The sequence below is a fragment of the Bacilli bacterium genome, assembly GCA_036381315.1.
In the GTDB taxonomy this organism is placed as follows: domain Bacteria; phylum Bacillota; class Bacilli; order Paenibacillales; family KCTC-25726; genus DASVDB01.
In genome coordinates this window covers 14665-27191 of sequence record DASVDB010000081.1, presented here as the reverse complement: position 1 = coordinate 27191, position 12527 = coordinate 14665, and the positions used below count along the sequence as shown (strand labels likewise).

The following is a 12527-nucleotide window of genomic DNA, read 5'->3' as shown; positions in this document are numbered from 1 at the left end:
GATCTACTACTTAATCCGCACTTACGGGAGGAGGTAACCGTGGCCGAATCCGTCATCGAATTGAAAAATCTCACCAAACGATACGGCGAGCAAACGGCGGTCAACAATCTGACGCTGACCATCGAACGCGGAGAAATATTCGGTTTGCTGGGACCCAACGGCGCCGGAAAATCGACGACGATTTTGATGATGCTGGGGCTTTCCGAGCCGACTTCGGGGGAAATCCGGGTATTGGGAATAGACTCTGTCCGGCAGCCGATTGAAGTAAAGCGCAAAGTCGGCTATCTTCCCGACGAAATTGGCTTCTACAATGATATGACCGGCCTGGAAAACCTGCTTTATACGGCCCGGCTCAACCGTTTGGGCAACGCGGAGGCACAGGCTAGAGCAGAGCGGCTTCTGAAGCGTGTCGGGTTGACCGACGCCGCCGGCAAAAAAGTCGGCGCATACTCGCGAGGTATGCGGCAGCGGCTTGGACTTGCCGATGTGTTGATCAAAAATCCGGAAATCATCATCCTGGACGAACCGACGCTGGGCATCGATCCGGAAGGCGTACGCGAGCTGCTGACGCTGATCAAGGAACTGAGCCGCGACGAGCAAATCACGGTGCTTTTGTCCTCCCATCATCTCCACCAGGTCCAGCAAATTTGCGACCGCGTCGGATTGTTCGTAAGCGGCAATCTGCTTGCCGTCGGAGACATTGAGACGTTGGCGAAAAAACTGTTCGTCGAGCAAATGATCACGCTCGAAGTGGGCGTGGAGCCGGAGTCGGAATTGTTGGCGGAAAAATTGCGATCGCTGCCGGAAGTGCTGCGGATCGACAGACAGAACGGCCTGTTTATTGTCGGTTGTTCGCGCGATATCGCGAGCGAACTTCCCAAATTGATTATCGAATCGGGTTGTTCCTTGTACCATTTGAACAAAAAACAATACGGGCTGGATGAAATTTACCACCGCTATTTCGAAGGGGGGGATACCGGTGGAACAAGCCGCTAAATGGAGCAAATGGCTGCAGCGACTGGCAGCCGGTCGGAAAGAAAAAAACAAGCCGGTTCATCCGTTTTGGGTGATCGTGCATAAAGAAATAACGGATACGGTTACGAGTTGGCGTTTCCTGATTCTCGTGGGGATCATGCTGTTGACCAGCATCGGCTCGCTTTATACCGCCTTTTCCGGCATTCGCAGCGTCGATCCGAGCCAGGACGGCTTAAACTCGTTCCTGTTTCTCAAGCTGTTTACTTTATCGGACGGCACAATGCCCAATTTTATTACGTTCATCAGCTTCTTGGGCCCGTTGCTCGGAATCGGGCTGGGCTTTGACGCCGTCAACTCGGAACGCAACAAAGGCACGTTGTCCCGCATTATGTCGCAGCCGATCCATCGCGATTACATTATTAACGCGAAATTCACAGCGGCATTGATCATCATCGCGATTCTCTTTTTCGGCCTCGGTTTTGTGACCATGGGTTTGGGGCTGTTCAACATCGGCATTCCGCCGACCCCGGAAGAATTTCTGCGGTTGCTGGCTTTTCTTGCCCTAAGCGTATTTTATGTAGCGTTCTGGCTTAATTTGGCGATTCTGTTTTCCGTCCGGTTTCGCCAGCCGGCTACATCGGCGTTGTCGGGCATCGGCGTTTGGCTGTTCTTCTCGGTGTTTTACTCGATGATCATCAATTTGATCGGGAACGCCCTGGCGCCGTCGCAAACCGCCAGCACCGATGAGATTCTGGGATACGCGCATACGATTCAGTTTTTGTCGCGGCTTTCGCCCAGCCAGCTGTTCAGCGACGCCACGCAAACCCTGTTAATGCCGGAGACGCGCGCCCTGGGTTTGATCACATACGAACAAGCTTACGGCGCGCTTCCCGGACCGCTGCCATTGGGGCAAAGCTTGCTGTTGGTGTGGCCGCAGCTAACGGGGCTGATCGCCGCGACCCTAATCTGCTTTGCCATCGCCTACGTTTGGTTTATGCGACAGGAGATTCGCTCCAGATAAACTCGCTTTTTGCGGATAGGAAAAAGAGAGAGCTGCGGTCGGGAAAACGGTTCGGCATCTGCGCCGGGCCGTTTTCGCGTACGCGACTTTCGGCGTAGCGCTCGACGATCGCATGCGCGACTTTCAGCGTAGCGTTTGCGGCCATCCTCGCTTCTGCCGGCTGGTGCGATCAGCGCCACACGCCGCGGGCCCGCGTTCCACCGCACCGTTGGCGCCATGCCCCGCAAGCATGTGCCCCACCGCGTCGCGATCCCGTCCCTCCGCACCGTTGATGCCGCACGCCGCAGACCCATGTTCCACCGACCGTTGACGCCGCACGCCACAGACCCGTGTTCCACCGCACCGCTACCCGTTCCCTTTGCAGCGAATCGGCACCCATATCGGCAAAAATGCCGATAAAGCACACCATATGGAGTGATCCAGCGCCTATATCGGCAAAAATGCCGTTATAACACCTCGTGCGCTGCGAATCACCGCCTATATCGGCAAAAATGCCGATATAGCACCCCGTGCGGAGTGATTCACCGCCCATATCGGCAAAAATGCCGATATAGCACACCATGCGGAACCAATCCGCGCCTATATCGGCAAAAATGCCATTATAGCACCTCGTACGCTGCGAATCACCGCCTAAATCGGCAAGCGGATATGTTCTTTATGGCGGTCGGCTTCCAGAACTTGCACTTAGTAAATGTTAAGCCTCGCTACACGACGCTAAAAATAGGTGGGAGACCGCCTCCTTACTCAACTCTAAAACGAATGGAGCGCCTTCCCGCCTAACGCAACACGGGTGTTCACACTTCCCGTCTAACGCTAACGGACGCAACTGAGGCTATTTGCCGAAAAAAGGCTGATTTGAAAATGTAACGGACGCAGTAGAGCCTATTTGTCGTTTCAACGCCTGAATATCTGGAAAAATGCCCAAATAAGCTCTCCTGCGTCCGTTAGAATCAAAAAGGTGGCAATTTGCGCAAAATAATCTCTCCTGCGTCCGTTAGAATGGCAGCCCGGCAATCACGCCGGACCATTTTGTGTTAAAATAATACATCAACCGACAAGCGATGCGATTACAGCCCGAGCGCTAAAACATGCAAAAAGCATCCCGTCCATGATATAGTTAAGGCACATTTAATTTGTGATACGGAGAGATGCAGATGCCCAATCAACCGAGACCTCGTCGCAAATTGGCGGCAAAACCAATCATCGTGGCGGAAACAAGCAACGCCGAACAAATAAAAACCGGCGACATCATTGTGGCAACAATCAAACGCATCGGCATTAACGGGGAAGGCGTCGGATATTACCGCAAAAAGGCGGTGTTTATCCCCGGCGCTTTGCCTGATGAAGTCGTAAAAGCCAAAGTTGTGAAAGTGGAAAAAACGTTTATTCGCGCATCTTTGGTTGTTATCGAAAAAAGGTCACCATACCGCATCAAACCCGCCAACCCGAATTGCGAAATCGGCGGCTGCAGCCAATTGCAGCATATGCATTATGAAGGGCAGCTAAAAGCGAAGGAAGAGTTGGTTAAAGAAGCCTTCTTTCGTTATACCGGATTGGACAAACTCCCGCTTCGCCCTATTATCGGCATGGAAAACCCTTGGCATTATCGCACGAAAGCTCAGCTGCAAGCAGGCTTTATCAATGGCAAAACCGTACTTGGGCTATACCGCCCGGGAACGCATGAAATTGTGGAGATGGAGGAATGCCCCATCCAACATCCGGCAATCAACCGGATAGCGGTTGCCGTCAGACGGATTTTGCAGGAACTGAATATGCCTGTTTATGATGAGCGGACCAAACGCGGCGACCTGCGCACTGTCGTAATCCGAACGACCCTTGCCGGCAAGGGGGAGTCGCAGCTTACTTTTATCACAAAAAAAGAGAAACTGCCTGCTGCGGAAAAACTAATCGCGCGTGTTCGGAGCGCCCTTCCCGAGGTTGTAACCATTGCGCATAATGTGAATGCGACCGATACGCCGCTGGTGTTTGGCGAAAAGACAACGATTCTTTGGGGTAAAGAGACGATTGAGGAACGGCTGCGGAACCTGCGTTTTTCCTTGTCGCCGCGCGCCTTTTTCCAATTGAACCCGAAGCAGGCTGAGATGCTGTACGACAAAGTCAAAGAAGCCGCGGCTCTAACCGGTCGGGAAACCGTTGTTGATGCTTACTGCGGCACCGGAGCAATCGCGTTATGGCTTGCTTCCGAAGCGCGGGAAGTGAGAGGCATCGAAGCCATTGACGAGGCAGTGGAAGACGCCCGCCGCAACGCCGACACAAACGGCATGAAGAACGCGCACTTCTACGCGGGAAAAGCGGAAGAATTACTGCCGCAATGGAGCAAGCAAGGTTTTCGCCCCGATGTGATCGTTGCTGATCCGCCCCGCTCCGGCTGTGCACCGGAATTACTGCAGGCAATCGCACAAATCCGCCCGAAACGGTTTGTCTATGTCTCCTGCAATCCATCCACGCTGGCCAAGGATTGCGCTGTACTGCTCGCAAAAGGCTTCAAGCTCCAATGGGTGCAGCCTGTGGATATGTTCCCGCACACGGCGCATGTGGAGTCGGTAGTATTGATGGTTCGAATGAAGTGAGTGTTGTTTATGTGGAAATAGCATAGCTTGTATTTACTTGTATAAAAGCCCCATCCTTTTTCCTTCCCGTTGATGAACATTACAAATCGCCGCCCTTTTCCGTCAAAAAGATGTGAGCGGCGACAGGAGGGATGCTTATGTCTATACGAATTCTGCTTGTCGAGGATGATGAGCATATCTGCAATACAGTCAAAGCCTTTTTATCCGAAGCGGGATATAAGGTAGACGCCTGCATGGACGGCGATGAGGCGCACGCCATGTTTTTTGACAATGCCTATCAGCTTGTGATTCTCGATATCATGTTACCCCGCATGAGCGGGCATGAACTTTTGCGTGAGTTTCGCAAACTGAACAATACGCCAGTTTTGATGTTGACCGCACTTTCCGATGACGAAAACCAAATCAGAGCGTTTGATGAGGAAGCGGACGACTATGTGACAAAGCCGTTTAAAATTCAGTTGCTGCTGAAACGTGTTGAAGCCCTGCTTCGGCGAAGCGGCGCGCTGGCAAAAGAAGTCCACTATCGGAAATTAACGCTTCTCCCGGAAGAATTCACAGCACTTTATGACGATACAGAGTTGCCCTTGACCTTCAAGGAATTCGAGATACTTTTGCTGTTGGTGCAAAATAAGGGCAGGACACTAACCCACGAAGCCTTACTGTCCCGTGTGTGGGGATACGATTTTGATGGTGACGCAAGCACCATTCACACCCATATCAAAAATATCAGGTCGAAGCTGCCTGAGAATATGATCAAGACGATTCGCGGCGTAGGCTACCGATTGGAGGCAACCGAGAAATGAGGCGAAACGGGATATTTGTAAAGACCTTCCTATATACGACCGTTTTCGCTGTGCTATTAGTCGGAGTGACGGCGTTTTTATTTTCGGCACAAATCATTTCATACTACAGAACGCAAAACGTTAATCACATCGCCAGAAGTTATCAGCGTATCGTAACCGGAACGTACGACGGCACTGATATTGTCGAATCAGCGAAGCGCTTTTACGAAAAAAACCAATCTCTTCCGTTTGTTATTAGGGATAAGGAAGGCAATACGATCTTTGCCACGCCCGATACCAATTTATTCGGCGACGAAACCGATCGCAACACTGCACCGGGCGTCGGCGCGCCTCCGCCGTATACAGTGTATCGCGGTGCTGAATACGATATCTTGGTGCCGGGCGACTCGCTCATTTACGTCTATAAAAGTTTAACAAAGCGGGTCATTGTCATAGTAATCGCAGTACTTGCGATAAGCATGTTAGCGGCGTACATCTATGCGCGGCAAATATTGAAGCTAAAGTATGACATTGAGCGCGAACAGCAGCTTACGGAAACACAGCGTTACTTCTTTTCGGCGGTTTCCCACGAACTAAAAACACCTATTGCCGCGACGAGCGTATTGCTTGAGGGAATGCTCGCAAACATTGGAGACTATAAAGACCATCCCAAATACATGCGTGAGTGCTTGAAACTCATAGACTCGCAAAATGAGATGATTTCCGAAATACTGGAGATTGTTAGCCTGAGCGAAGGTAAAATTATTCCCGCGATTGAGAAATTGAACATCGGGCAAATCGTCGCGGACATTTTACAAAACTATCAGGCATTGGCGGAAGCGGATGGTCTGCGCATCATCACAAACATTCCAAGCGGGGTGACCGCTCTCGCCGACTACAATATGCTGAAACGCGCTCTCTCAAATGTTGTACTTAACGCGGTGCAGAATACTCCGAGCGGCGGTGAGATTCGGATTTGGTGTGAGATGGTTTCAGACAAATATCGACTAAGCGTACTGAACACAGGTGTGAAAATAGCGGATGATGTTCTGCCAAAGCTGTTTGAACCGTTTTACCGTGTTGATAAGGCACGAAGTCGAAAAAGCGGTCATAGCGGATTGGGACTGACGATAGTCCAAAAAACGCTTGAAGCGATGGGAATACCGTTCGCTTTGGAAAATGCCCGGGACGGCGTACAGTTCTGGATAGACTTGCCGCAAGCGTCTACAGAGAGAATTCAGATTGGGACGCCATAATTCGAATATGCTTGTCATACTATAGGAGGTGTTTTATGGATGCTACTAAGAAAGCAAACCGCTCTTACAATAGTGTTGCTTATGATATATATCTTGCTTTTAACAAATGTAATCCTTTTCAAACTGCCTTTTTATTCTTCCGCGTCGGAAACGGTGCGAGTCATCAACCTGATTCCGTTTCATGGGTCATTCGATGACAATGGAGTTTTAAACCTACGTGAAATTATCTACAACATACTACTTTTTATACCTCTTGGGGTTTACATCAGTTTACTAACCAAATGGTCTTTCATGAGAAAAATGCTGCCGATTACCGGACTAACCCTCGCTTATGAAATACTTCAATTGATCTTTGCATTGGGGAGAACAGATGTAACCGACCTGCTTGGCAATACGCTCGGCGGGATTATCGGAATAGGGATTTATACCTTGTTGTTCAAAGTTTTTAAAAGCAAAGCTGCTCCGGTAATAAATTTTCTCGCTTCAGCATTGACGGTCTGTGTCGTATTGCGTTTCGCACAACTGTTTTATCTGAGCCACTTTGTGATGGGACGCCCCAGATGATGCTTCAGACAAACTACAGACAGACTACAGGATGAATTCAGGCGGTTTCTCCATAATAGTACCCGTGATGAACGCAAATGCTTTTATTACGGGAGGAACTTTTATGAGCGGAAAAAGGATGCGGCGAAAATCGTTTTTTTTATTGATATTGTGCATTGTTGCAGTATCCTTTTTAAAATACGGGAATCATGGAGGCAGTGTCGACGTCGGCCAAAGCAACATTAAGACCGAGCTCCGCTACCTACCATCAACAGAAATTTTGCAAACAAATCATTCGCCAAATGATATCTTGCTTGTTAACGCCGACAATCCGCTACCGGAAGATTATCGGCCCGAAAACCTTGTAAATCTTTACAAACAAAGTAACAAGCACTTTCTGCTGATGCGCTCGGACATAAAACTTTCCAAGCATGTTTTTGAGGCAATGAACGCCATGTTTGCGGCAGCGCAGCAGGACGGCGTGAGCGGGTTTTACATTACCAGCGGATACCGAACGCGCGAAGAGCAGAGGGAGCTTTATAACACTACCACAGACGGTACCGCAGCGAAGCCCGGTGAGAGCGAGCACGAAACAGGGCTTGCCTTTGACGTGGGTACCAAGGGGAACGAGCATTTCGAATTAACACCGCAGTTTAAGTGGCTTTCCAAGCATTGCGCGGAATACGGATTTATTCTTCGTTATCCAAAAGGGATGGAAGAGGTAACAGGGTTCCCATATGAACCGTGGCATTATCGCTATGTGGGAATAGAAGCCGCAGAAGCGATTATGGACAAAGGAATTACGTTGGAACAGTATTTTGGGCTTATTCATTAACATCCACCGTCACATCGGTCTTAAATTCCACGGTAAATTTGTCATCGTAGATGGTGTCAAGGCCGGATCCCTCGCTCATAACGGGCGCTGACGACATGAAAGAAAGATTGGCGGCGGGATCGAGCGGCACCTGGCTGACTTTCCGACTTTCGAACCGGAAAGGGGCGAGCATTTCCTCACTCGGCAATGGCTTTAGTTCCTCTTTCGGCAAGCGAACGCTGGGCCATGGTAATTACCTCTCCTTGTATTCCCGAGGACTGGAAGCCATTCTGATGATGAGAAGCTAACACGGGAGGCAACAACAATTGGAAAAAGTATTGCTTGATACGGATATCGGCGGAGATATTGATGATGCAATTTGCCTGGCATATTTATTAAAAGAGCCGCGGTGTAATTTAGTCGGCATTACAACGGTGTCCGGTGAATCGGAGAAGAGGGCGGCAGTTGCAAATGCGATTTGTAGAACAGTCAGGAAGGATATTCCGATTGTGGCCGGATTGGATACAACTTTGCAGCCCGTCCCTTTATATCCGACCCCGGACGGCGCAGCGGCATTGGCAAACTGGGAACACGACATCTATGAAAAAGCGGATGCGCCAGCATTTATGTATGAGATGATCAAGGCTAATCCGCGTGAGATTGTGTTGCTTGGAATTGGAAGCATGACCAATATTGCAACTTTGTTCAGCACATATCCCGATGCCCCCTCACTGTTAAAAGGACTCTATGTGATGAACGGATATTTTGGCAAAGAGCAATTGCCTGAAGCTTATTACAATTGGAACTCATGGGCTGATCCGCTCGCATCCAAAATTGTTTTTGCCGCTAAAGTGGCGATCTACCGGGCAATTACGCTTGAAATCACCGACAGATTGACGGTAGAGGCAGCAAAAGCGAGGGAACTTTTTCGTCCGGATTCCGATTTGATGAAAGCGGTCTTTGATTTTGGAAATGCGTGGCTTGAAAGTTCGCATAAGTTGACACTGCATGACGCGTTGGCTGCAGTTTGCATTTTTCACCCCGATGTTTGCCAATTTGCAAAAGGTTTTGTCCGGGTTGAAACCGAGGCGGAAACGTTCATGGGAGCTACTTCGTTTCGGGCAGCACAGGATGGAAACGTGGAAATTTCCCGCGAAGCAGATGCGGAACGTTTTTACGAAATCCTGTCATCCACATTAAACAGGTTAGGGTAATAATTAATAAGTAAATTTACTATGTCTTTTGAACAGCAAGAAAGATATTACTATCATCAATACCAAAAGAAAAGTATAGAAAGTATGCTCAACGCCAGAGGGAGCGGCACTGAACATCTTCGATTCTTAGTTTTTTTGAATAACAACCATACGCATAAAATCAAACTCATCCAAGTCGTGGATATTGCTGAGGAATTTATTGAATATCCCCTTGCTCATTTCTCTTATCCCTACCAATCTGGATTACACATCGTCTAAGTTATTCCATATTTACTATAAACGACTAATTGAAAAAAAGATATAGGGCACATGCCCTATCATCTGCGGAATACTTCTCCCCGTATTCCGGCTCCTCGCCATATGTTACGAGCGAATCTGGTACGGTCTGTCGGAAACCCGGCCGGTTTGCCTGCTTGCCAACTTTAACGGTCGTAGGAGAGCTTATTTTGCACAAATTGCCGCCTTTTTGATTCTAACGGACGTAGGAGAGCTTATTTGGGCATTTTCCCAGATATGCAGGCATTGAAACGACAAATAGCCTCCACTGCGTCCGTTAAAATTTCAAATCAGCCTTTTTTCAGCAAATAGCCTCTGCTGCGTCCGTTAGAGGTGCGCCGGGAGGGTAACACTCGCTGTATGCAAAGGGGGAGCGCTCGCGGTGAGCAGGGGGGAACGCTCGCGTTTGGCGGGAAGGCGGTTCACCTTTTTGCGTTGTAAAGGGAGGCGGCCCACCCATTGTAGGATTGGGCAAGAAGGTGATTCTCCCGTTTTAGAGGTGCGCAGGAGGATTACACTGGCGATAAGAGGCGTCGGCACAGATTTGGAAACAGCGATCCCGATGGGCAATTCCGGGCTGTGGAAAACTTTTGCTGTTTGTGGATAACTTGTGGATAAGATGTGAATAGATTGGGGATAAGTTTCGCACGACAAGTTGGGATTCGGGGTCAGGCGTTATACGAGGCCAAGGCGAAGAGGCGCGAAGGCACAAAGGCGCAAAGCAATGGAGGAGGCTTACAAAGGCCGCGTGCTTGCTGATCTGCAACGTCAAAGCAGGACAGCGGGATAACCCCGCTGTCCCCTTTCCCGTCATTGCGATGACAGGCGAATTCATACCGGGCACTTCCGGCGATTCCCATGTTACTCGTATCGCCCCGCCTGCACATCGATTTCGCTCATTACGCTTGCTTCGACGCTTCGATTTCCAGCGAAACCTTCACTTCATCGCCGATCAGCACGCCGCCGGTTTCCAGCACAGCGTTGTAAGTCAAACCGTAGTCGCTTCTGTTGATGACGCCGGCGGCGCTGAATCCGACTTTCTCGTTGCCCCACGGGTCTTTGCCCGAACCCTCGTATGTAACGGTAAACGTTTGCGGCAACGTCACGTCGCGAATCGTCAGATTGCCGGTTACTTCATATTCGCCTTCGCCTTTTTTCTCAATGCGGACCGCCTGGAACGTCATCTTCGGATATTTCTCCACATCAAAAAAGTCGGCTGAACGCAAGTGCGCATCGCGGTCGCCGTTGCGCGTATCGATGCTGTTCAAATCCACGGAGAACTGAATTTGCGCCGTTGTCAGATCTTCCGGGTCCGCTTCAATTTCCGCCGTGAAGTCGTGAAATGCTCCTTTCACTTTGGAAATCATCATGTGCCGAATTGTAAAATCGATGCTGCTGTGCGACTGGTCAACGACCCATTTTGCCTTTGCCATAATTCTTACCTCCCTGAAATATCATTATAAAATAGTTAAAAATAAGATGCTTACTTTATGTAAGTATATTAAATTATTTCACTTACTAATGTCAAGTAACTATGATAAAATAAAGAGAAAGGGAGGCGTATTCTTTTGGATAATCACCAACTGTGCCCCAAATTCGAGGCTGCGTTCGAACTGCTTGGAAAACGGTGGACAGGCTTGATGATCCGTGCGCTGTTGGATGGCCCCAAGCGCTTTAAAGACATATCGGAAATGATTCCGAGCATGAGCGACCGCATGCTGTCCGACCGGTTCAAGGAACTGGAAGCGGAGGGCTTGCTCGTTCGCCGGGTTTATCCGGAAACGCCTGTGAGAATCGAATACGAATTGACGGAAAAAGGAAAAGATTTAAAATCGGTCATGGATGAAGTGCAAAAGTGGGGCAATAAGTGGGTTAAGTAAAACGGGAAGACCGCCGGATCAACCGATACGGCGGATCTTTTTTTGGGTATAAGCACAAACGCCCAGATGTTGCATATAATGCAGCAAAAAAAAGGAGAAGATCGCTCATGCACAATATGCCTGAAATGCAAATGGCAACCCCCCCTGACCACAAGCAGCAAATGCACGCCATGTGCAAAAATCTGCACTTGCATTTCGTTCAGATCGAGGCGACAGACGGAAACGTTTTTGAAGGGATCATCGACGGAATGGACGACGACTATCTGGAAATGCTCCTCCCTTCCGGCGATATGGATGACAACGTTGACCGGCAATACCCCTTTGGCGGGATGTATCCGTATGGCGGTTATCCGTTTGGCGGAGGCTATCCCTTTGGCTACCCGTTCGGAGGTTATCCGTTCGGTTTCGGATACCCCCGCAGATTTCGCCGTTTCCGGCGGTTTCGGTTCCCGTTTTTCGGGATCAGAAGAGTGCATTTCCCGTTCTTTTATTAACCGTCTGGGGCGTTGGCCACAGATTCATCCGCAAGCCGGCGTTTGTTAGCCTTCCGGGTTCTTTGGCGCAGCTTGCGAAACATGTTCTTTTGCCCTGTTCAAAGCCAGTTCGACGGCAGTTTCGGCGCTTTCGGAATAGTCGAGGGTGATCGTCTTGCGCACATCCAAATATTTGCCTTCATAAGCCACTTCTTTCACCCTGGCCGCCCAACCGCCGGAGGTTTCGACCACGACCACCGGTTTGCGGTTTAAATACGCCGCCGACAATTCGCCAAGCGTTCCGTTTCCGCCGCCAATCATAATGATCGCGTCGGAAGAATGCACTAAAATGAGACTGCGGTAATCAAAGCCAAACCCGGTATTGATCGGAATGTCAATATACGGGTTTGCCAATTCCAGTGTATCTCCCGGCAAAATTCCGACCACCAGGCCGCCCGCCTGTTTGGCTCCACGCGATACCGCCTCCATGACTCCGTTGGTGCCGCCCGATAAAAGCACTGCCTTGTGTTTGGCTATCGCAGCCCCGATCTCTTCAGCCAATTGCGCCACTTCTGCCGCGATTTGCCCCGATTGTCCGATTACTCCGATTCGAATCACGATCTGCACATCCTTTTCTTAATAGTACGAAAGTACGAAGAGAATAATTAGGCGGCGGAAGGAAAAAGCCGGACAGCGAAGGCT

Annotated in this window: 14 protein-coding genes; 10 read left to right on the top strand and 4 right to left on the bottom strand. The window is 49.7% G+C overall.

The window, feature by feature from the left end:
* The first annotated feature begins 39 nt into the window (after positions 1-39).
* The gene (locus tag VF260_06405; GenBank protein ID HEX7056812.1) at positions 40-996 is read left to right on the top strand and encodes an ABC transporter ATP-binding protein; all 957 of its coding nucleotides are present in this window, start codon (positions 40-42) and stop codon (positions 994-996) included.
* Entirely contained in the window at positions 980-1996 is a 1017-nt protein-coding gene (locus tag VF260_06400) for an ABC transporter permease (GenBank protein HEX7056811.1), read from the top strand. Before VF260_06405 ends, VF260_06400 begins: the two co-directional genes overlap by 17 nt.
* Here VF260_06400 and VF260_06395 read toward each other — a convergent pair.
* The gene (locus VF260_06395) at positions 1968-2141 is read right to left on the bottom strand and encodes a hypothetical protein (protein ID HEX7056810.1); all 174 of its coding nucleotides are present in this window, start codon (positions 2139-2141) and stop codon (positions 1968-1970) included. The two genes, VF260_06400 and VF260_06395, sit on opposite strands and share 29 nt — an antisense overlap.
* A gap of 1009 nt (positions 2142-3150) precedes the next feature.
* On the opposite strand from VF260_06395, the gene rlmD reads away from it, so the two are divergent.
* From rlmD to VF260_06370, 5 genes are all read left to right on the top strand, one after another.
* Positions 3151-4587, top strand: a complete 1437-nt coding sequence (gene rlmD, locus VF260_06390; protein HEX7056809.1) for a 23S rRNA (uracil(1939)-C(5))-methyltransferase RlmD — start codon at positions 3151-3153, stop codon at positions 4585-4587.
* Positions 4588-4724: 137 nt separating this feature from the next.
* Positions 4725-5390, top strand: coding sequence for a response regulator transcription factor (locus VF260_06385; GenBank protein ID HEX7056808.1), 666 nt, complete (start codon positions 4725-4727; stop codon positions 5388-5390).
* Positions 5387-6625: a HAMP domain-containing sensor histidine kinase gene (locus VF260_06380; protein ID HEX7056807.1), complete on the top strand. Its 1239-nt coding sequence runs from the start codon at positions 5387-5389 to the stop codon at positions 6623-6625. Before VF260_06385 ends, VF260_06380 begins: the two co-directional genes overlap by 4 nt.
* A 39-nt stretch (positions 6626-6664) precedes the next feature.
* Positions 6665-7189: a VanZ family protein gene (locus tag VF260_06375; protein HEX7056806.1), complete on the top strand. Its 525-nt coding sequence runs from the start codon at positions 6665-6667 to the stop codon at positions 7187-7189.
* Positions 7190-7292: 103 nt separating this feature from the next.
* A complete protein-coding gene (locus VF260_06370) occupies positions 7293-8003 on the top strand; it encodes a M15 family metallopeptidase (protein ID HEX7056805.1) in 711 nt (236 codons plus the stop codon).
* Here VF260_06370 and VF260_06365 read toward each other — a convergent pair.
* On the bottom strand, positions 7993-8190 hold the full coding sequence (locus tag VF260_06365) for a hypothetical protein (GenBank protein ID HEX7056804.1): 198 nt from the start codon (positions 8188-8190) through the stop codon (positions 7993-7995). The genes VF260_06370 and VF260_06365 overlap by 11 nt on opposite strands.
* Positions 8191-8308: 118 nt before the next feature.
* Between VF260_06365 and VF260_06360 the strand changes: the two genes are divergently transcribed.
* The gene (locus VF260_06360) at positions 8309-9196 is read left to right on the top strand and encodes a nucleoside hydrolase (protein ID HEX7056803.1); all 888 of its coding nucleotides are present in this window, start codon (positions 8309-8311) and stop codon (positions 9194-9196) included.
* 1175 nt (positions 9197-10371) lie between these two features.
* On the opposite strand, the gene VF260_06355 is transcribed toward VF260_06360, so the two are convergent.
* Positions 10372-10905, bottom strand: a complete 534-nt coding sequence (locus VF260_06355) for a YceI family protein (GenBank protein ID HEX7056802.1) — start codon at positions 10903-10905, stop codon at positions 10372-10374.
* 135 nt (positions 10906-11040) lie between these two features.
* Between VF260_06355 and VF260_06350 the strand changes: the two genes are divergently transcribed.
* Both VF260_06350 and VF260_06345 read left to right on the top strand, forming a co-directional pair.
* Positions 11041-11352, top strand: a complete 312-nt coding sequence (locus tag VF260_06350; GenBank protein ID HEX7056801.1) for a helix-turn-helix domain-containing protein — start codon at positions 11041-11043, stop codon at positions 11350-11352.
* Between the two features lie 107 nt (positions 11353-11459).
* A complete protein-coding gene (locus VF260_06345) occupies positions 11460-11846 on the top strand; it encodes a hypothetical protein (GenBank protein ID HEX7056800.1) in 387 nt (128 codons plus the stop codon).
* A 45-nt stretch (positions 11847-11891) separates the two neighbouring features.
* Here VF260_06345 and VF260_06340 read toward each other — a convergent pair whose 3' ends face one another.
* Complete coding sequence (locus tag VF260_06340; protein HEX7056799.1) at positions 11892-12443, bottom strand: TIGR00725 family protein; 552 nt, start codon at positions 12441-12443, stop codon at positions 11892-11894.
* Between the last annotated feature and the right edge of the window lie 84 nt (positions 12444-12527).

What these genes read in the sequence shown, in the direction of transcription:
- VF260_06395 (HEX7056810.1), bottom strand. Translation starts at nt 2,141, where the DNA reads ATGGCCGCAAACGCTACGCTGAAAGTCGCGCATGCGATCGTCGAGCGC.
- rlmD (HEX7056809.1), top strand. Translation starts at nt 3,151, where the DNA reads ATGCCCAATCAACCGAGACCTCGTCGCAAATTGGCGGCAAAACCAATC.
- VF260_06385 (HEX7056808.1), top strand. Translation starts at nt 4,725, where the DNA reads ATGTCTATACGAATTCTGCTTGTCGAGGATGATGAGCATATCTGCAAT.
- VF260_06380 (HEX7056807.1), top strand. Translation starts at nt 5,387, where the DNA reads ATGAGGCGAAACGGGATATTTGTAAAGACCTTCCTATATACGACCGTT.
- VF260_06375 (HEX7056806.1), top strand. Translation starts at nt 6,665, where the DNA reads ATGCTACTAAGAAAGCAAACCGCTCTTACAATAGTGTTGCTTATGATA.
- VF260_06370 (HEX7056805.1), top strand. Translation starts at nt 7,293, where the DNA reads ATGAGCGGAAAAAGGATGCGGCGAAAATCGTTTTTTTTATTGATATTG.
- VF260_06355 (HEX7056802.1), bottom strand. Translation starts at nt 10,905, where the DNA reads ATGGCAAAGGCAAAATGGGTCGTTGACCAGTCGCACAGCAGCATCGAT.
- VF260_06345 (HEX7056800.1), top strand. Translation starts at nt 11,460, where the DNA reads ATGCACAATATGCCTGAAATGCAAATGGCAACCCCCCCTGACCACAAG.